18 protein-coding genes are annotated in these 20,447 nt (G+C 45.0%); 14 read left to right on the forward strand and 4 right to left on the reverse strand.

The genetic code is table 11. From position 1 onward, the window contains the following. Window positions 1-389: 389 nt before the first annotated feature. On the reverse strand, window positions 390-1,262 hold the full coding sequence (locus NST40_RS01625; RefSeq protein ID WP_341000956.1) for a Cof-type HAD-IIB family hydrolase: 873 nt from the start codon (window positions 1,260-1,262) through the stop codon (window positions 390-392). Window positions 1,263-1,567: 305 nt separating this feature from the next. On the opposite strand from NST40_RS01625, the gene NST40_RS01630 reads away from it, so the two are divergent. Next, window positions 1,568-2,809: a DUF445 domain-containing protein gene (locus tag NST40_RS01630; RefSeq protein ID WP_342410355.1), complete on the forward strand. Its 1,242-nt coding sequence runs from the start codon at window positions 1,568-1,570 to the stop codon at window positions 2,807-2,809. A gap of 439 nt (window positions 2,810-3,248) precedes the next feature. Here the strand turns inward: NST40_RS01630 and NST40_RS01635 are convergent, their stop codons facing one another. Then, on the reverse strand, window positions 3,249-4,388 hold the full coding sequence (locus NST40_RS01635) for a glycosyltransferase family 4 protein (RefSeq protein ID WP_076275954.1): 1,140 nt from the start codon (window positions 4,386-4,388) through the stop codon (window positions 3,249-3,251). A gap of 181 nt (window positions 4,389-4,569) precedes the next feature. On the opposite strand from NST40_RS01635, the gene NST40_RS01640 reads away from it, so the two are divergent. After that, window positions 4,570-5,346, forward strand: a complete 777-nt coding sequence (locus NST40_RS01640; RefSeq protein WP_232061115.1) for a YheC/YheD family protein — start codon at window positions 4,570-4,572, stop codon at window positions 5,344-5,346. Here the strand turns inward: NST40_RS01640 and NST40_RS01645 are convergent. Next, window positions 5,339-6,154: a hypothetical protein gene (locus tag NST40_RS01645; RefSeq protein ID WP_076275955.1), complete on the reverse strand. Its 816-nt coding sequence runs from the start codon at window positions 6,152-6,154 to the stop codon at window positions 5,339-5,341. The two genes, NST40_RS01640 and NST40_RS01645, sit on opposite strands and share 8 nt — an antisense overlap. Window positions 6,155-6,434: 280 nt before the next feature. On the opposite strand from NST40_RS01645, the gene NST40_RS01650 reads away from it, so the two are divergent. From NST40_RS01650 to yfcE, 5 genes are all read left to right on the forward strand, one after another. Next, window positions 6,435-8,939 carry a PAS domain-containing hybrid sensor histidine kinase/response regulator gene (locus NST40_RS01650; protein ID WP_076275956.1) on the forward strand — a complete coding sequence of 835 codons (2,505 nt, stop codon included), beginning with the start codon at window positions 6,435-6,437 and terminating at the stop codon, window positions 8,937-8,939. Beyond that, window positions 8,936-9,559 carry a C39 family peptidase gene (locus NST40_RS01655; RefSeq protein WP_076275957.1) on the forward strand — a complete coding sequence of 208 codons (624 nt, stop codon included), beginning with the start codon at window positions 8,936-8,938 and terminating at the stop codon, window positions 9,557-9,559. Before NST40_RS01650 ends, NST40_RS01655 begins: the two co-directional genes overlap by 4 nt. 107 nt (window positions 9,560-9,666) lie before the next feature. After that, entirely contained in the window at window positions 9,667-11,622 is a 1,956-nt protein-coding gene (gene pulA, locus NST40_RS01660) for a type I pullulanase (RefSeq protein WP_076275958.1), read from the forward strand. 250 nt (window positions 11,623-11,872) lie between these two features. Further along, entirely contained in the window at window positions 11,873-13,357 is a 1,485-nt protein-coding gene (locus tag NST40_RS01665; RefSeq protein WP_076275959.1) for a glutamate synthase subunit beta, read from the forward strand. A 125-nt stretch (window positions 13,358-13,482) separates the two neighbouring features. Continuing rightward, window positions 13,483-14,031 carry a phosphodiesterase gene (yfcE, locus tag NST40_RS01670; protein WP_340398162.1) on the forward strand — a complete coding sequence of 183 codons (549 nt, stop codon included), beginning with the start codon at window positions 13,483-13,485 and terminating at the stop codon, window positions 14,029-14,031. Window positions 14,032-14,044: 13 nt separating this feature from the next. Here yfcE and NST40_RS01675 read toward each other — a convergent pair whose 3' ends face one another. Continuing rightward, on the reverse strand, window positions 14,045-14,344 hold the full coding sequence (locus tag NST40_RS01675; protein ID WP_342410356.1) for a hypothetical protein: 300 nt from the start codon (window positions 14,342-14,344) through the stop codon (window positions 14,045-14,047). 300 nt (window positions 14,345-14,644) lie between these two features. Between NST40_RS01675 and NST40_RS01680 the strand changes: the two genes are divergently transcribed. From NST40_RS01680 to NST40_RS01710, 7 genes are all read left to right on the forward strand, one after another. Then, window positions 14,645-15,673: an agmatine deiminase family protein gene (locus NST40_RS01680; RefSeq protein WP_341000962.1), complete on the forward strand. Its 1,029-nt coding sequence runs from the start codon at window positions 14,645-14,647 to the stop codon at window positions 15,671-15,673. Between the two features lie 55 nt (window positions 15,674-15,728). Then, window positions 15,729-16,604, forward strand: a complete 876-nt coding sequence (gene aguB / locus NST40_RS01685) for an N-carbamoylputrescine amidase (protein WP_076107380.1) — start codon at window positions 15,729-15,731, stop codon at window positions 16,602-16,604. A 227-nt stretch (window positions 16,605-16,831) separates the two neighbouring features. Then, the gene (locus NST40_RS01690) at window positions 16,832-17,647 is read left to right on the forward strand and encodes a transporter substrate-binding domain-containing protein (protein WP_076275962.1); all 816 of its coding nucleotides are present in this window, start codon (window positions 16,832-16,834) and stop codon (window positions 17,645-17,647) included. A gap of 93 nt (window positions 17,648-17,740) precedes the next feature. Next, the gene (locus tag NST40_RS01695) at window positions 17,741-18,391 is read left to right on the forward strand and encodes an amino acid ABC transporter permease (protein WP_076124698.1); all 651 of its coding nucleotides are present in this window, start codon (window positions 17,741-17,743) and stop codon (window positions 18,389-18,391) included. 10 nt (window positions 18,392-18,401) lie between these two features. Next, a complete protein-coding gene (locus NST40_RS01700; protein WP_076276053.1) occupies window positions 18,402-19,124 on the forward strand; it encodes an amino acid ABC transporter ATP-binding protein in 723 nt (240 codons plus the stop codon). Between the two features lie 156 nt (window positions 19,125-19,280). Beyond that, complete coding sequence (locus tag NST40_RS01705; protein ID WP_076185595.1) at window positions 19,281-19,727, forward strand: tellurite resistance TerB family protein; 447 nt, start codon at window positions 19,281-19,283, stop codon at window positions 19,725-19,727. A 123-nt stretch (window positions 19,728-19,850) separates the two neighbouring features. After that, window positions 19,851-20,447 carry a TerD family protein gene (locus NST40_RS01710; RefSeq protein ID WP_076134802.1) on the forward strand — a complete coding sequence of 199 codons (597 nt, stop codon included), beginning with the start codon at window positions 19,851-19,853 and terminating at the stop codon, window positions 20,445-20,447.

Consider the following 20,447-nt stretch of genomic DNA (forward strand, 5'->3'; position numbering starts at 1 on the left):
CGAATCCCTTGCGATTTAGATGTAGTTTGTACAGTTAAAAATCGCGAATTTTTGCGTTTTGAATAGATTTGCTGAATATAAGTGTACAGAGTGCAATTAAATCCGAATTAGCGCCTAAAAGAGGGCATTTAACTGTACGAAGTACAACTAATTCTTGAGAGGGACGGGGGATGCAATAGGCAAGCCACAGTAAGCTACAGGAAAGCGATAAGTAAGCAATAGGTAAGCCACAGTAAGCTATAGGCAAGCCACAGTAAGCTATAGGCACGCCATAACCTAAACCTAAAGTGTAAATGAGAGACCCCTACCTAGCAAAAATAAACCCACAAATAGCACCGTGAGCAGAACGCCCACGGTGCTATTTGTGCATTCACTGCTTTATGCAGAAATTATTCTTTAGAATTTCTTTTCAAAAGATGCTCAATTCCTGCCGCGACTCCGTCTTTCTCATTACTGGTGGTGATGAATTCCGCCATTTCCTTAAGAATTGGCGCTGCGTTAGCCATAGCAATCCGGTAGCCGGCCTTCTCGAACATCGGCTGATCGTTATAACTGTCGCCCATGACAGCTACATCCGCTAGCGGGATACCATAATGGTCAGCAAGCATGGTTACACCGGAGCCTTTGTTGGCCTCCTCATGGTTAATCTCGATATTATTTACATGGGAGGCGGTAATAATTAAGCCCGGAATAGCTGCGAAGCGGGTGGAAGCTTCCTTGAGCAGCTCTCGGTTTAGAGAAAAAGCCAATGTTTTATAAATAACATTTTCCTCCTTGCTCCACACCTCTTCCATACTCTCCACATAGGTAACTGCTGCTTGTTGAAACTGTTGATCGATCATTGCTTTCAGCAGCCAGCTGACTTCTTCAGGAACTTCTTCATCGCTTAGTGCAGATAATTTCTCTAACCGTACACGTTTGTTCAGCTCTACATAAACGTTATCCTCAGTGTATACCTCGTAATACAAGTCCGGAATTTCGTTCATCCAGCGTAGAGCGGGAATGATGTCTGCTTTATTCAGCGGCGTGCTTGCCGCGAGGGTGCGATCAGATAATGTGACGACTGCGCCATTTAGACTGACTACAGGACATTCCAGATCCGCTAGCCGAAGCTGACGTTCTGCATCCATAAAAGAGCGGCCTGTGGCAATGATAACAATGTGACCTAGTTTCTGAGCTTTTATAATAGCTTCGCGGTTTTTTGGACTGATGTTTCCTTCTTCGTTCAGTAATGTTCCATCCATATCTAAAGCAATCAGCATATTGTATGAGCTCCTTTTCCAGGTAAAGTGGTACTTTTTAAGGGGTATTGAAACGTTACTTGTATCTTATCATTAATATTCTGAAAACCAAAAACCATTTTCATGCAACTGTACAATAATGAACGTCCAACAAGAGATAAGAGGTTTTTACAGTATATTTTTAGATAATAGTTCAGTCGTGGTACAATAGTTATCAAACTAACCGACTAGCCGAATCTATCGTCAGCTTATGTTCGTGGAACGTGACCGACGGTATTTTTCCTGTGTAAGGACATCGGCAGCTGCTTATGTAAAGGGGACTATTTATGAGATCCAAAAACTTAGCCACCATGTCACTCGCCTTTATGGCATGTGGGTTTCTGATTACACTGTTTCTACCTGAAAACCTAGCCGTGATTCTACTGAGAGGTGGTTTCGAAGCCGGTTTGGTAGGGGGGATTGCCGACTGGTTCGCGGTAACGGCGCTGTTCCGCCATCCGATGGGGCTACGTATTCCACACACCTCACTACTGCTCAAGAATCGCGATAAGATCATCCAATCACTAATCACCGCGATGGAGACTGAGCTTCTTAACAAGGAAAGCATTGAGAACAAGCTGCGTAAGTTTGGCTTTATATCAATGGGCTCCAAGCTACTGACAAAGTTCTTTAGTAAAAAGAAGGCAAGAGTACAAATATTGGAGCAGCTTGGCGAATTCGTGTCTCGTCTTCCGGTAGAGAAGGCAGTACCGTTTCTGCAAAAGGCAGCCTCCGAATATGTTCGTGAAGCTGAGCTTGGCGTTGCGGCTGATAAAATAGTTACTAAGTTAATGAATGACGGTAAAGATGTAGCTGCTCTAGACTATGCGCTGGAAGGGGTGTCTACTTGGAGCGGACGTCCTGAAACGAAGGCTATGCTGGGCAAGATTGCCAGCGAGAAATTAGCTGAAGTGAAGCTTGGCGGACTTAAAGGTATGGCTTTTCAGGCTTTTGTCGGGTTTATGGATGCAGATATGCTTGGTGAAATGCTGCAAGGTATGTTGCAGTCCGGTATCCGCGATTTTCGGGAAGAGGATAGCCCATACCGTGAAGAGATTATCCGCGAGATTCGAGTGGCCCTGTTCCAGATTGTTAATGACGAGGCTAGACTGGCTTCATTAAAAGAATGGGCACTGAATGAGCTTGAAGGCGAAGCAGCAACCGAATTCCTGCATGCGCAATTGGAGAACATTCGCAGCAAAGCAGTTTCCCTGTTGGAGGAAGATCGGGCGGCTGGCGGACGCAAGCTGTTCACGTTATATACCCTGCTTGTACGTCGTATTGGCAAGGAACAAGAATGGATCAGCAGCTGGGAAGAGCGGATTCGCGCTTCGCTAATTGCCTTTGTAGAGGCTAACCACTACAGAATAGGTCTTTTGGTAAAAGAGAATCTGGACAGCATGGATGACGCTAGTCTAGTGAATATGCTGGAAGATAAAGTGGGTAAAGATCTGCAATGGATTCGTGTGAACGGAGCTTTATGCGGGTTTGTCGTAGGGCTTGTGCTTACAGTTATTCAATTGATTTGAATGAAACTTACCTATTTATTGTAAAATCCGGAAAAAAAGCAGAGCAGCGATTCTCCCGTGAGGGAGGATCGCTGCTTTTTGTTGTTGCTCATGGCCTGTCTGCATCGTGGAGTAATAATCCTCCTCTGAGGCTTATGGACCGATATGACGTTATTTGTTAGTTCTTGGCTCTTGGAACATGTTTGCGGACTCCACTGGCGTTATTCCTATGGATGACGTTCATATGGGACATTTTTCATGCCAATAGGGGTTATAGGGTCCTTAGCATTGCAAATGAGGGATAAAGCTGCGTTTGGGGTCAGCTGTGTCCGATAGCTACCTTGTATGCGCATATGTTACCTAATTCATTCGGAGATTGGTGTTTAGCTCAAGCAAGCTCCAAAAAGAAAGGGAGCCAGCAGCCAGTTGATGGCTTAGGAGGCCCCTACTTTGGGTGAGTCTACAATTGCATTCCATCTGCAAGAGTTCTGTACCCTTGCTGTGGTGTTGCAGAAGCTTGATACAGCTGTTCTAAATGGTTTGCGGTTCGCTGCCAATTGAAGGCTTCAAGCGCATCTGCTCTCCCTTGTGATCCGATGGTAACTGCCAATTGTGGATGGCGGGCTATCCGCAGCAAATGCCGGGCAAAGGGTAAAGCCTCGCGATATCGTTCTACCAGATAACCGTTATGGCCAGAGGCGACAATCTCTCGGATGCCCCCATTATTAGAAGCGATAACAGGTAGACCGGAGGCCATAGCTTCTACATTAACAAGGCCGAAGGATTCATGATTCTGGGAAGGGCATACAAAGCAGTCTGCCGCCTGATAAAGGGTGTGTATATTCTCATGAGCCACATTTCCTAGAAAAGTAACAGACACTCTCAGCCGCCGTGCAAGGAGCTTCAACTGCCGTATGTACGACGGTTTGCCTTTGCCGGCGATGACCAGATGAGCGGGGAGGTGTTTGTTTAAATGCGACATAGCACGTATTAATATAGGCACCCCTTTGCGGGGTATAACCCGACCCACGAACAAAACTGTGAAGGTCTGCGGGAGTTTGTAGAAACTACGAAGCTGTTGTTTTTCAGATATCTGCACAGGGGTAAACCGGTCAAGATCAGCTCCCAATAAGACAATATGAATCCCTGTGGTCAGTTGCGGGAAGCGGCGATCCAATCTTCGCTGTAAGGAATGGCTGTTGGCAATGATCAGATCTGCTTTTGCTAAGGCATTTGCCACTTTATCTGTACCCGGTGTGAAGGTAAGCGAGTGCAGGAACAGAAATACCGGGATATGAGGAAGCTGCTTCTTTACAGCAGACATAAGATGGGGGCGATTATCAACCTGAATGATGTCAAAGGATTCTTTCTGAATGTATTCTAATACCGAAGTAAGATAATGGGCTGGGGTGCTTGCAGGCAATCGGATAATTCTGACCTGCTCCAATATAATGGCAGCAGGTAGTCCAGGTACCTTCCGACTAACAATGGTTACCTTATGTCTCTCCGCCAGTCTTCTGGCAATGGCCCAAATGCAGATTTCTACAGAACCGTCTCCCGGAACTGGGAACTGCTCCGGTGCAATGATACAAATATGCATGGTTCACGCCTCCTTTTATCCGCTAATGGATATCCTCTTCCACCATATGCAACACAGTAAACAGTAGATACATCCGAAAGCGGAGAGGGCGTTTCACTCATGCCATTTGTACAGTTGCAGCATAAAATACTAAGGCTTACTAAGGCCGTGATTATTTTTTGAGGGACAGGGGAGAGGACAGTTGGGAAAGAAGTTAAAGTCTGCATTGACCAGCAAATGGATTAAAACCAAGGTGCTCATGCGAAGCGCTGAAATTTCACCGTTGATTCCCGAAACGATAAAATTCAGTAAAGTCAATCTGAAAGCTATGCTGCTGAAATATGGAATGGTTTATGTTAAACCGGAATACGGTACCTACGGCAATGGTGTGATGAAGGTTGAGCAGAGTAGAGAGGCTCATGGAACAGAATATAAGTACCAAAGTGGAACAAGACTCAAAACCTTTAGAACCTTCGACGCCTTCCATTTATCTTTAAAGAAAGCGACGCGTGGACGTAGTTACCTGATCCAGAGAGGAATAGTTTTGCTAAAGCACGGGAAACACCGCTTTGATATCCGTGTGATGGTCCAGCTCAGCCCGCAGGGCAAATGGGAAACTACCGGTCTGATCGGTCGGGTAGCTGAGAAAGGTAAGATTGTTACCAACTATCATAGCGGCGGCAAACTAACTGCTATGGAAAAGCTGCTGTCTCCTTATCTGAACGAAGCTCAGCAAGCGCAAATGCTTAAGATCCTGAGAAAGCTAGGAGAAGATACCGGACGTTTCTACCATAAGAAATATCCTGGGTTTAGACAGATTGGTGTCGATGTAGGATTGGATAGATCCATGACGCCTTGGATTATTGAAGTGAATACTAGTCCGGACCCGTATATTTTTAAACATCTTTCTGATAAAAGCATGTACCGCAAAGTAATGGCTTACCGCAGAGCGAATGAGAAGAAAAAGTCCGTTAAATGATCTGTTTCCTCGTATTTGCAATGACAGCAGAAATCTTTTGTTCTAATTCTATGATTTTTTGCTTGTGTGTTGCGATTTGGCGGTAACCGGAGACGAGTGAGGACAGAGACTGAGTGGTTAATGTAAGGTTTTGCTTGCGAATCGCTGCTTTGAAGTCACTCCAATCTGCGGAAATCCGTTTATTCAATGAGGTGACTACGCTTTTGTTTGATTTAATTGAGACCTGTGGACTATCAATGCCAGACAAGGTATTGCGGGCATAGGTTATCTTTCGGGTACGTGTCTGTTTCGCTGCATTCAACTGATTCTGTCTGTCGCTAATTTCTTTGCGTGCCAACTGAACCAGGATCTTCATAGCATCACCTTGGGCTTGTAATACGGTATTCAAAGTCTTGTTTTTAAGACCCTTGGCGATCTTGATACGCTTATTAAGCGCATTGTACTGGTCGAATAAGGGCTGATAGTGCTGTTTGCAGCTCTTAACGGTAGCCTCCAGTTGAGCTACGGTTTCTAAATCAATCTCTTTAATTTGCTTACGTACTGCAATCAGTGTTTGCTCATTATTATAGTGAAGGGTTCGGATCTGCTCCTCACGATTATTGTATTGCATCTTTAAAGTAGATAAATCATTGTACAGATTAGTCATCTTTATCCTTGTAGGACCGTCGGCAGTCGCAGCTGTTAGATCAAAAGCCGCTTGAATAGAGGGTGTTAATTCAGTCGTTGCTGCAGCAAAAGCTTCCGTTGATGTGCTTAACGATAGCAGGATCACCAGTAGTAGTAAGGGGAATGACTTTAGTGCGTTCATTAATTCGCTCCTCCTTTTGTCCGTATCCCTGAAGACAACAAAAAAGCACCCGTAGCAAAGGCAAAAGCCTTTATTACGGGTGCTTCCATCGTAATAGGTCACGAACGATATATTTATTCTTAAATATAAGTTGTTTATTTGCTTGCGTCAATAATTTAAATTTAAATATTTCCAATTTAAAATAATGCGCTAGACATTTCTTTCCCCAGTTCTCTTATCGTATACTGACATAAGAAGGTATGAGAGCTTTAGCACTAGCAACAAAGGAGGTCTGGCTTAAATGGGCAGCTCGGTAGAATTTAACGCAATTCTGGATCATGCATTTATGAGGTCTCCAGAAGGAATGGCCGTACTGTTTTCGAATAACGGCGATTTCAACTGGATAAAAGTCAATCCGGCTTTTTGCAATCTACTTGGCTTTACGGAGGCCGAGTTTCTTGCCGGGGCTCTTTTTACAGAATCGGAAAATAGAGAGGCACATTCAAAAGAGCTCTCCTATAGATTAGTAATGGACGAGCTTCAGAAATCGCCAGCGGGCAGCTGGAAGAAGGAACATTGTTTTTTAAACAAAGAAGGTCAACCCGTTTGCCTGTCTCTCATGTTCTCTGGATTAGGAGCAGAAGAAGGACAAGCCCCTTCGTATATTATAGTATACGCCGAGGATATTACGGAACTAAAGATCGCAGCTCAGGAAACGGTGGATCATCGGGATCAGCAGCAGCAAATGGAAGAACAAATTCGCCAAAGTGAACGCAATTATAGATTGATGTCTGAGAATTCGCTGGATTTAATCTCGCGTCATGCGGTCAAAGACAGTGTTTTCTTATATTGTTCTTCGGCTAGCCGTACCCTGCTTGGTTATGAACCTGAAGAGATGGTTGGGACAAGCGCCTATAATTATCTTCACCCCGATGATCTAGTTATGATGCAAGGTTTAATGGAGCAGAGCCGCAGCTCTGGCGTTATTCCGGCTGTAGCTTACCGCTACCGCCATAAGAATGGCACCTATGTCTGGTTCGAGTCGAGCAGTCGTTATACCTATGATGATGAGGGAAATGTCATGGAGATTATAGCGATTGGGCGGGAAATTACGGAGCGCAAGCAGTTCGAGTTCAAGCTTAAGGAGAGCGAGCAACGGTATAAATCATTGTTTGAATACAATCCATCTGCTGTGTACTCTATGAATTTGCATGGAGACTATTTGACTGCCAATGCGAATTTGGAGAAGTTGACCGGGTATTCGCTGGAGGAACTGATCGGAATGTACTTTGGCCCCATTGTGCATGAGAAGGACATAGAGAAGACGTTGTATCATTTTAACTTAGCCGCCCAGGGTTATCCTCAAAGCTATGATCTAACACTTATTCATAAAGACGGACACTTTGTAGAAATTAATACTACCAATATTCCGATCATTGTAGATGACCAAGTAGTGGGTGTGTATGGGATTTCCCGTGATATTACAGAGCGCATCCGTTATACAGAACAAATTGAGAAGCTTAGCAATGAGTATACCCTTATTTTAAATGCGGTTTCAGAAGGCATCTTTGGACTCGATATGGAGGAGAAGGTGACGTTCATTAACCCTGCAGGTTTGCAAATGCTGGACTATGAACATGATGAAATTATGGGCCATCCTTATTTGGATCATATTCAGCAAATAGCGCTTGATGGGAGCCATTATCGGCCGCAGGAATCTCCACTGATGAAGGCTATTAAGTCAGGTGTATCTTATCAGAGTAAAGATGCGGTCTTGTGGCGTAAGGACGGTTCTAGCTTTCTTGCGGAGTACCAGGTAACCCCTCTATTTGATAAAGGGGAGCCGAAGGGTGTTGTTGTAGTGTTCCGGGACATCACGGATGAGAAGGAAATCATTCGGGCGAAGGAATCCGCAGAAAAAGCAGACCAGGCTAAGTCTGAGTTCTTAGCTATTATGAGCCATGAAATCCGTACGCCGATGAACGGAATTGTAGGGATGACGGATCTCCTGGCGGAGACGGAGCTTGATGAAGAACAGCTTGGATATACTGACATTATTAAGGAGAGCAGCAGCTCGCTCCTATCTATTTTGAATGAAATACTGGATTACAGCAAAATTGAAGCCGGAAAAATGATGATTGTAAATGAGCCCGTGCAGCTTCAAGCCGTATTGGACAGCGTAATCGATCTATTTACAGCTAAGGCTTTGGAGAAAAATATTCAGTTATCATGCAGCATGGCACCTGGAGTCCCGCCACTGATTATGGGCGATGCCGGGCGGTTGCGTCAGATATTGGTCAATCTGGTCAGCAATGCAATCAAGTTTACAGATCGGGGCAGTATCAGTATTTACGTAGAGCAGAAGCTGTCCGCAGATCAAAAGAAATTAACTTTGAAATTTAATGTTAGGGATACGGGGATTGGCATTCCTCTAGAGAAGCAGCATCGGCTGTTTCAGTCCTTTTATCAGCTGCATTCCTCGTTTAATCGCAAATATGGCGGGACCGGATTGGGGCTGGCGATTTGTAAAAAGCTCGTTGAGCTGATGGGCGGAGCTATCGCAGTAGAGAGCAGTGAAGGAGAGGGCTCTAATTTCTATTTCACGCTGCAGATTAATCCTGATAGTAGTAAATCTGAGATAAATGTGGAAGATACAGTGCAGATAGAAGAACGGGAGACAACAATGGAAGGGGCAGCAGCTGCAGAAGGAGAATTGGATGCCGGTGCAAATGTAATTCTACTTCCGGAGGCAACTCCACATTGTGCTCCTAAGTCTAGCCCTTTAAGAGGGGATCTATCCGAATGAAGCATGGACAGCCTCGGATTAGCAAGAAACTGCCTGCGGAGCCATATACACAGTGGGAGGTTGGGGTCGAATCCCCGTCCTCTGCATGTGGCCCAGCTACGATGGCAGCGTTAGCGGAGTATTGGAACACCCATTTAGGAGCGGACTTTATTCGGGGCAAAGGTCATTTTCCTTCCAAAGCCGCTCATATTAATTACATATACAGCCATCACGGTGGAAGACCTTGGGGGATGAGTGTGCGCCGTTTTACCAAAGGACTGAAGAACTATATCCATTCAGTGACTTTACCTAAGGATCAGCAAAAGTTACATATTACTACGTTTAATGATTTTGAAGTATATAAAACAGAAATTGATGCCGGCCGGCCTGTGGCTGTTAAATTTGATAAGTGGTTTCGTCTGCGGTGGAGAGGTGAGTTTACTTACGATTACCATTGGGTACTAGGTATAGGATATGAGGGATTTGAGGACGGAGAGCGTGCTACCCTGATTGTCCACGATAATGGTGTGCGGTACAAGGACGGTAGAGTCACTCTAGGAAAAGAACGGCGTATTCCGTATTTTGCGAATAAAGACATTATTACGATGGTCGGGCTAGATATTGCAGATGCATCGAGGTAGAGGGATTGTCCTGACAAAATAGCTTGAAAAATTTGAGTCCAAACGTTTGCACTACTTAGACGATCATACTATAATCCAGTTAATAACTGGAAAAGGGGATAGGTGCTTTGTCCGTACAAAGGGAAATGAAGGAACCCATTTATTATGGGGATCCTGCGGCTACTAGAGGGATTTCCGTGTTTGCTCAGGAGTTTGATCAGTTATTCAGCTATGATGGGGACGATCTTGGCCTAACGTACTCACCGGGGAGTTCAGCTTTTTGTTTATGGGCGCCCACCGCTCAAGAAGCGGAGCTGGTACTCTATAATTCATGGCAGGGAGCAGCAGAGTGTAAGTATTCTATGATCCGTGATGTCCGGGGAACGTGGAGAATTACAGTTGACGGTGATTTAGATGGCAAGTTCTATACCTACCGAGTACGTCTTGGAGAACAGTGGAATGAGGCGGTTGATCCTTATGCACGTGCTGTAGGAGTGAACGGTGATAGGGGAGCTATTTTAGATTTACGCAAAACAGATCCGGAACGGTGGACGGAAGATAAGCCACCCTTGGATGATCCTGTGGATGCCATCATTTATGAGCTTCATTTGCGAGACTTATCCATTCATCCAGCAAGCGGTATGACCCATAAAGGACAATATCTTGCTTTGGCGGAAGAAGGAACCCGCGGACCGGAGGGTATTCTCACTGGACTCGATCATATCGCGAACCTCGGTGTAACCCATGTGCAGCTATTGCCTGTCTATGATTATTCTACAGAGAGTGTAGATGAGACGAGGCTGGATGAACCGCATTATAACTGGGGTTATGATCCGAAGAATTATAATGTGCCAGAAGGCTCCTATGCTACAGATCCATATGTGCCTGGACTGCGTATCCGGGAACTAAAAACAATGATTCAAGCACTTCATGATCGCGGTCTCCGCGTCATTATGGATGTGGTTTACAACCATGTGTACGATGGCTATCGCGTGAATTTCACCAAGCTGGTTCCCGGCTATTATTTGCGTTACAAGCAAGACGGAAGCCTGTCGGATGGCTCTGGCTGCGGGAATGACGTGGCTTCAGAACGCTTGATGATGTCCAGCTTCATCGTGGAATCCGTAGTTTATTGGGCCAAAGAATACCATATCGATGGTTTTCGTTTTGACCTGATGGGCTTGATTGACCTCAACACGATGGATGAAATCCGGCGTCGTCTGGATGGGATTGACCCGTCCATCATGACGATTGGTGAAGGTTGGATGATGGGGACAGAGTTGCCGATGGAGCGGCTCGCTCATCAGAAGAATGCTGCACTTCTGCCGGGAATCGGACATTTTAATGATGATTTCCGGGATGCCATTAAAGGGAATATTTTTCTGCATGATCAACCGGGCTTCATCAGCGGAATGATGGGACTGGAGCTTGCGATAAAGGCAGGGGTCGCGGGAGGCATTGCTTATGCCCCAGGCATTGGGCAATTTGCCGTGGAGCCTCAGCAAACCGTCAATTATGTGGAATGTCATGATAATCATACGTTATGGGATAAAATATTACTGTCCACACAAGGGCAGACGGACAAACAGCGCCAATCTATGCATAGGTTAGCTTCTGCGATAGTGTTCATGAGTCAGGGAATCCCCTTTGTCCATGCGGGTCAGGAATTTATGCGCACGAAAAACGGGGTAGAGAACAGCTATAAATCCTCGGTGAAGATCAACCAATTGGATTGGGAACTGTGCGCTGCTCATCAAGATGATGTGGTTTATCTGAAGCAGCTAATTGCCTTGCGTAAAGCACATCCGGCTTTCCGTATGCGAACGGCAGATGACATTCGGAATCATCTAGTATTTGAAAAAGCACCGGTAAGTTCGGTAGCGTATACATTGCGTGGCCATGCTGGAGGCGATGCGGCGAAGCATATCTATGTGCTTTTTAATGCTAATGTAGAACAGACGGCTTTGGTTCTGCCACAGCTTGGTGCATGGAAAACAGTTTTTGGAGCCGATCTTGCGCAGAATCTGACGGGTAATAAGCTAACTGTAAGCGGGATTGGAATGGTAGTACTGACGGTGAACTAGATGTTTTTTTACAGAGAATTCTTTAAAAGCATGCAGAGTATTGTGCTCAATGAGTACAGTACTCCGCGTGCTTTTTTGTGTGGAACTTTCTTTTGAATGGATGCTCTTATTTTACATAAAAAGGTGACATTACTCATTTTCGTTAAAGATCTAGGGTGCTAATATTAAGGCATTTACTTTGGCGCTTTAGAGTGGCATAACAGCAGAAAGTGACAGAGAGTACTTTTCTTTGGTAGAGAGGATGAAAGAGATGGGGAAAGCAACCGGATTTTTAGAGTTTGAACGACAGACACCCTCCGAGTGTGAGGCATTGGAGCGAATTAAGAATTGGAATGAATTCTCGATACCTATGGATGAAGAAAAGCTGCGCGAGCAAGGGGCGCGTTGTATGGATTGCGGTACGCCATTTTGTCATGTAGGACGCCTGTTGTCTGGTATGGCTTCCGGCTGCCCTTTGCACAACTTGATTCCTGAATGGAACGATATGGTCTATCGTGGAAATTGGGAGATAGCGCTGAAACGTCTGCATAAGACTAACAACTTTCCTGAATTTACAGGCCGTGTCTGTCCCGCTCCTTGCGAAGGCTCTTGTACGGTAGGGATGAATGGCAAACCTGTCACCATTAAATCTATTGAGAAGTCGATTGTAGATAGAGGTTTTGCAGAAGGCTGGATTGTGCCTGAGCCGCCGCTTCATCGCACGGGTAAAAAGGTAGCTGTAGTGGGTTCAGGTCCGGCGGGGCTTGCCTGTGCGGCACAGCTTAATAAGGCAGGACATACGGTGACTGTGTATGAACGGGCGGACCGGATTGGCGGTCTGCTTACCTATGGTATTCCCAACATGAAGCTGGATAAAAAGACTGTACAGCGCCGGGTGGATCTGCTTGCAGCTGAGGGCATTACCTTCGTAACTCGAACAGAGATCGGCCGAGATCTCCCGGCATCACAGCTCAAGGCAGAGCATGACGCTGTAGTACTGTGTGGTGGATCTACACAGGCACGTGATCTGCCGATAGAAGGACGCGATTTGCGTGGGATTCATCAAGCTATGGAGTTTTTAACGCTGAATACAAAGAGCCTACTGGATTCAGGGCTTGCCGATGGGGAATTTTTATCAGCAGCAGGTAAGGATGTAGTTGTAATCGGCGGTGGGGATACTGGAACAGACTGTGTAGCCACTTCGATCCGTCACGGCTGCCGCAGTGTGACTCAGCTTGAGATTATGCCACAGGCGCCGCTGACACGTCAGTCTAACAATCCTTGGCCGGAATGGCCAAAGGTGCTTAAAGTGGACTATGGTCAGCAGGAGGCCGCTTCACTGTATCAAGAAGATCCGCGCCGTTATCTGGTTTCGACGAAACGGTTTGTCGGCGATGAGGGTGGGCAAGTGCAGGAGCTGCGTACAGTGCGCATTGAATGGACTCATAATGAACAGGGACGAAGGGTACCGGTCGAAGTGCCGGGCAGTGAGGAGACCCTGCAAGCGCAGCTGGTATTACTGGCTTTGGGATTCACAGGACCCGAAGAAACTATACTGGGCGAGCTTGGGGTGGAACGCGATGAGCGGGGGAACGCCAAAGCAGAGTTCGGAGCACAAGTAACCAATGTAGAAGGTGTGTTCACAGCAGGCGATATGCGGCGCGGGCAAAGCCTTGTAGTCTGGGCTATTGACGAAGGGCGTCAGACTGCGCGCGAAGTAGACCGCTTTTTGATGGGATCCTCGAATTTACCGTGAGTGTTAAGATATAGCAAACAGGGCGTTCCTTTGGGAACGTCCGCTTTGCGTTGTGGTATGTTCAAGGTTAAGATTATTGTCTAAGCGCATATTTAATTAAGTTAAGTTGAAAAGGAGAATACATGATGAAGTTAATGTTTATTTCCGACATTCACGGATCTTTATTTTGGCTGGAACGGGCTTTGGAAAAGGTGGAAGAAGAGCAGCCGGACAGTCTTATTATTCTAGGAGACTTTTTATATCATGGTCCAAGAAATCCGCTGCCGAAGGACTATAACCCACAAGAGGTTGCTAATAAGCTTAATGCATATAACAAAAACAAGCCGATAACCGCAGTACGTGGAAACTGTGACGCCGAGGTAGACCAAATGCTGCTGGAATTCCCGATGATGGGCGATTATGTTATGCTTTTGCACGAAGGCAGACGGATTTACGCTACACATGGTCATGGCTTTAGCATTGAGCATTTGCCGGCGCTTTCCGAGAAGGATATTTTTATTCAGGGACATACCCATATACCAGTTGCCGATGTAAAAGAGGGAGTGTATGTGCTGAATCCCGGCTCCATATCGCTGCCTAAAGAGAATAATCCGAATTCCTATGCTATTCTAGAGGGCGGGGAATTTATCGTTAAGGATTTTGAAGGCAATGTGGTAAAAAAGATTACCGTATAGTGAGAGATATCGTTTAAAGGAACTCCTGAAGATTGAGAGATTGAATAAGGGAGACAACGCCGAAAGACAACATTACCAATCCGGACAGTTTGTTGAACATGAGCTGTTTCGAACGTCCTGACATTATGTTGTTTCTGAACAAAGCGGTGCTCCCTGTCAAACCCATCCACCATAATGCGGAACCCAGAAAGACGCCGCTAACTAGAAACGGCATATTGGAGCTGCTATGAGACAGAAGGACGCCAGATGCCGAACTGGTCATGCGGCCGTTGCTTTTCAGTAATTCCAAGATTTGAAGATCGATGTCATCCATTGCAACTCACTCCTTTAAGCTAATTATATAAAATCCATTAGAAATGAAAATGGAATCACTATAATAAGTAAAATTATTAAATGATATCCTGATTTATATTAAAATAATTTAATTTAGCTTCGTTGTAACGGATGAAAACTTAAATTTTTTAACTGTAAAATGGGGGCTGCGAACAAAAAAATTCCTTCCAACATTATTAATGTCCCAGGGAATTGAGCACTAGAACATATTATTGTATGATGAGGAAGGAGTTTTAAGGGTAGGACTGGCTCCAAATATATTAGTAAAGGTAGTTAACACATGAATCCTAAAGATTTGAACTATACAATGCCACCGGAATGGGGCAAGCATGAACGTACTTTTATCTCCTGGCCGGTGCAGGAATCTATGTGTTTCCCGGATAACCACGAGTCAGTGTGCCAAGGTTATGCTGACATTATCACAGCCATCGCCGAGTTTGAACCAATCACGGTCATTGTGAACCCGGAGGATGTGGAGCGGGTAGAGCATTTGGTCGGCGGACCGAATGTAACGCTGCTGCCTATTGCGCATAGCGATGCTTGGCTGCGTGATAACGGACCTACCTTTATTGTTAATAAAGAAGGACAAATGGCAGGTGTGAACTGGAAGTTTAATGCTTGGGGCGGTAAATATTCACCTTGGGATCTGGATGACGAAGTGGCTCCGCAGATTCTGGAGCATGCGCAGATCACCCGTTTTGATGCACCGCTTGTGATGGAGGGTGGCTCGATTCATACGGATGGAGAAGGCACTTTGCTTACTACAGAAGAGTGTCTGCTTAACCTAAACCGCAACCCGGAGCTGAAGCGCGAAGAGATCGAAGAGTACGTGCGGAACTATACAGGTACAGAAGCTATTATCTGGCTGAGACGTGGCCTTAGTGGCGATGAAACCGATGGTCATGTCGATAATATTGCTTGTTTTGCTGCACCAGGCAAAGTTATTATCCAGGTCTGTGAGGACCCGCAGGATGAGAACTATGAGATTACGCAAGAGAATCTGCGTATTCTGGAGAACGCTACAGATGCCAAAGGGCGTAAGCTGGAGATTATCAAGATTCAGCAGCCACCACGGGTCGATTATGACGGCAGTCGTCTGACGCTCAGTTATTTGAACTTTTATTTCGTGAACGGCGGAATTATATTGCCTGTGTTTGGCGGCACCGCGACAGAAACGGATACACTTGCTGAGAAAGTGCTGGCTGGTTTGTTCCCGGATCGCAAGATTCGTACAGTTAACGGAATGGCCGTTATCACCGAAGGCGGGAATGTACACTGCACTACGCAGCAAATGCCTGCACAGCAATAATTTGAAGGAAAACTAAACGTCCAAAGGGACATTTATATACAAGGAGGACAGATACTTGAGAAATGTAAAAGTAGCTGCGACACAAATGAGTTGTTCCAGCAATATTGAGGAGAATATCAGCAAAGCCGAGACATTGGTCAGAGAAGCGGCAGCACAGGGTGCGCAAATTATTTTGCTGCAGGAGCTGTTTGAGACTCCGTATTTCTGTCAAAAAGAGAAAGCTGATTATTACGCATACGCAACAGAGCTTGAGCATAACAAGGCGATTAATCATTTCAAAGCAGTAGCCAAGGAGCTGCAAGTGGTACTGCCGATTAGTTTTTATGAGAAAAAGAATTACGCGCGTTACAACTCACTTGCTGTAATTGATGCTGATGGAACGGTGCTGGGCAAATACCGCAAGAGTCATATTCCAGATGGCCCAGGTTATGAAGAGAAGTTCTACTTTAATCCGGGAGATACTGGCTTTAAGGTATGGAACACTCGTTATGCCAAGATTGGTGTAGGCATCTGCTGGGATCAATGGTATCCAGAAGCGGCTAGAGTAATGAGCCTGATGGGAGCAGAAATTCTGTTCTATCCAACGGCTATTGGGTCTGAACCGCAGGATGGATCGATCGATTCCAAGGATCATTGGCAGACCTGTATGCTTGGACATGCGGCTGCGAATCTTATTCCAGTCGTGGCTTCCAACCGTATTGGTGAGGAAATTGATGAGGATTCGAGCATTAATTTCTACGGCTCATCGTTCATTGCAGGTCCTCAGGGCAATAAAATCGTTGAGGCTGGACGTGATGAGCAAACCGTGCTGGTAAGCGAATTCGATCTGGATGCTTTGGAAGTTGGCCGGATCGAGTGGGGAATCTTCCGTGACCGCCGGCCGGATCTGTATAAATTGATCGGTTCTTATGATGGAGATATCACACTTTAATAGGTTTAAAGTTAAATATGCTAAAGGCATTGCTAGAGAGAATACAATCTCTGGCAGTGCCTTTTTGTGTTTGATGAATTTTTTTGAGAGTGATGTACGCATAAAACGTATAAAATAATAATATTGTGTTATAAAACCTTACATAATTTAGAAAAGTTAATTGTCATGAATCCTTTAATCTGTTAAAATCTCTTTAAGTTATTTTCGAAAATAGGGGGAATGGGGATATGAAAATAAAAAGTCGTGTTTTAATGTCAGTTTTTATATCATTTGTGGTGGTTGCATTGGTAGGTTGTGGAGCAAATAACAGTAAAGCTGGTAACGAATCCTCAGCGGAGAAAATTAAGTTTGCCAGTGATGCCAGCTACGCTCCTATGGAGTATATGGACACGGATAAAATCAAAGGATTCGACATCGATTTCATTAAGGCAGTTATGGAAGAAGCGGGAATAGACTATGACGTAACGAACACAGGCTGGGAAACGATGCTGCAAAGTGTGAAGCAGGGAACGGAGTATCAAGCAGGGCTATCTTCAGTATCGATTACGGATGAACGTAAAGAAACCTATGACTATTCCATCCCTTATTTCGAATCTACCAATATGATTATGGTTAAAGAAGGCAGCGACATCAAAAACGCACTTGATCTTAAAGATAAAGTAGTTGCAATACAAGGGGCCACAACTGCAGATGACCTGATGAGCGGAATAATGGGTGTCGACAACCCTAACTTGAAACGTTTTGACAGCAATGCGGTGGCATTGATGGAACTGAATGGCGGCGGAGCCGATGCGGTTGTAGCGGATATTGCCATTGTACGTGAGTACATGAAAAACAATCCTAAGCAGAAGCTGGTGGGGATTGTAGACACAGAGAACTTCGGAGCGGAATATTACGGCATTCTTTACCCTAAGGGCAGTGAGTTAAAAGCGAAACTGGATCCGGCTATTAAGAAGGTATTGGAAAACGGAAAGTACGCGGAAATCTACAAAACTTGGTTCGGCGAAGAACCTAACCTGGATAGCTTATTGAACGCAAAATAAGGAAAAAACCTAATAAGCATGCGTAATGATAGCTATTGCGCATGCTTATTTTTTTAAAGAGAGATGACATAAAGAAGAGAAGGGGAGAGTCCTATGGATTTTAGAATGGACATTATTATTCATTATTTGCCCGTCCTTTTAAAAGGGACACTGCTGACTATCGGTATTTCTGTAGTTTCTATTTTATTTGGCTCTATTTTGGGACTGGGGATCGGATTTGGCAAAATGGCCCCAAAATGGTATTTGCGCTGGCCTTTTCATTCATATATCAATTTTTTTCGAGGAACACCATTGTATGTGCAGATTCTGATTGTTCACTTTGGAGTGATTCCCCCGCTTTACGGCAAAACCAATGCTCTAATTACTGCGTTTGTTGCTCTGTCGCTTAATTCGGCTGCTTATTCGGCTGAGATTTTTCGGGCAGGCATTCAGTCGGTTGATCGTGGGCAACGGGAAGCGGCTATTTCACTGGGGATGACTAGTCGGCAAGCGATGAGATTTATTATTTTACCGCAAGCGATCAAACGGATGGTTCCGGCTTTTGGTAACGAGTTTATTGTGCTTGTGAAAGACTCCTCTCTTCTGGCTTTGGTGGCTGCACCGGAAATAATGTATTGGACCAACACGATGAAAGGGCAATATTTGCGGATATGGGAGCCTTATTTGACAGCGGCACTTATTTATTTCATTCTTACCTATTCTCTTAGCAAGCTGCTGAATTACGTTGAACGGAGGCTGAAATAGGATGGAGCCTATGATTTCAGTACGGAACTTACATAAATCATTTGGAACAAATACGGTGCTGGCCGACATAAGTATCGATATTTTCAGTCAGGAGGTAGTGGTGGTTATTGGGCCGTCCGGATCGGGTAAATCCACCTTTTTGCGTTGCCTTAATTTACTGGAGCAGCCGCAGGGGGGCGAGATTGTAATTGAAGGCACTTCTTTGATGGCGGCGAGTACGAAGATTAACGATATCCGTACAGAGCTTGGGATGGTGTTTCAGCAGTTTAATCTATTTCCTCATATGAAGGTTATAGAAAACATTATGCTGGCGCCGGTTCAGGTGCGTAAATGGTCTCCGGATAAAGCGCGGCAAAAAGCGCTTGAGCTGCTGCAAAAAGTAGGTCTAAGTGAAAAAGCAGAGATGTATCCAGCCTCATTGTCTGGGGGGCAGGCTCAGCGGGTAGCGATTGCAAGGGCGCTGGCTATGGAGCCCCAAATTATGCTCTTTGACGAACCAACCTCAGCGCTTGACCCGGAGATGGTGGGGGAAGTGCTGGCGGTGATGAAGGAACTGGCCCGTGAGGGGATGACGATGGTCGTGGTGACACATGAAATGGGCTTTGCGCGTGAGGTGGGGGATCGGGTGCTGTTCATGGAACAAGGTGAGATTGTGGAAGAAGGAAGTCCGGAGCAGCTGTTCGGAAATCCTAAGCAAGAACGGACACGATCCTTTCTATCAAAGGTGCTGTAATTTAGTGGAAAGTAGAATCTTGTTATTTTATCAGGTATATTAGAAGAGTAACGGTTAATTCAGGGATTTATATGCAAAATCTGTCGGAACGTGGAGAGGAGGCTCTGGGGATATCTTTTGTTATCATAATCTTGCAGTGATAGAGGGAGAAATACGATGAGCACATTTAAAAACTGGTTAAACACAACCAAAAACGGACTAACAGATCAAGTGAAAAAATTCAAAAATAAAGACTTCATGAACGCGATAGTTGCAGGCTGCGCTTTGGTTGCTGCGGCTGACGGTAAAATAGAAGATGCAGAGAAGAATAAAATGGTCGGCTATATAAATCTAAGTAATGAATTGAAGGTATTTGACATGAGAGATGTCATTGCTCAATTCAACCATTATGTTAGTAACTTCGAGTTCTCTCCGGAAATAGGGAAACAAGAGGCTTTGAAAGCGATCGCTAAGTTTAGCGGCAAACCAGAAGCGGGCCGTCTGATCGTGGGCGTATGCTCGGCAATTGGATCAGCTGATGGTGATTTTGATGATTATGAAAAAGCAGTTGTGCGGAATATTTGTGGTGTCTTAGGATTAAACCCTAGCGAATTCAGTTTATAAATTAGGTGAAGTCATAGATGAAAGTTCGTTGAAACGTAATTTATTCTTTATCGTATCACTGATATAACACCTAAAAGCTAGACTAACAGATAATAGTTTTATCGGAAACGGAGGTACGTTGATTTGGCTGGAATTAATCTGGTAAAAGGTCAAAAGATTGATCTGACTAAAGGTAATGCGGGCTTGTCCAATGTAATAGTTGGCTTAGGCTGGGATCCGGTAGAGGCTAAAAAGGGATTTTTCGGTGTCAAAAAGCAGGCTAACATTGATTGTGATGCTTCAGCTTTGCTGCTGAATGAGGATGGCAAGCTAACTAAGAAGGGTAACCTGATCTGCTTCCACAACAAGCAAAGTCCTTGCAACTCGGTCATTCATTCCGGAGATAATCTGACGGGTGAAGGCGACGGAGATGACGAGCAAATCATGGTTAATTTGAAAGCTATTCCTGCCGATGTTCATAAGGTTCTGGTTGTCGTTAACATTTACGATGCGGTGAATCGCAAACAGGATTTTGGAATGATCAAATCAGCGTATATTCGGGTAATAAATGCTGCCGGGAATAGTGAGTTGATTAAATTCAACTTGTCAGACAACTACACAGGTTTTACGGCACTTATTTGTGGAGAGCTTTACCGCCAAGGTGGAGAATGGAAGTTCGCTGCAATTGGTGAAGGCAGCCACGCCGCTCATATCAATCAACTTGCAGAACGCTACGTATAA

It is taken from the genome of Paenibacillus sp. FSL R10-2778, from assembly GCF_038593035.1.
GTDB lineage: Bacteria > Bacillota > Bacilli > Paenibacillales > Paenibacillaceae > Paenibacillus_AQ > Paenibacillus_AQ odorifer.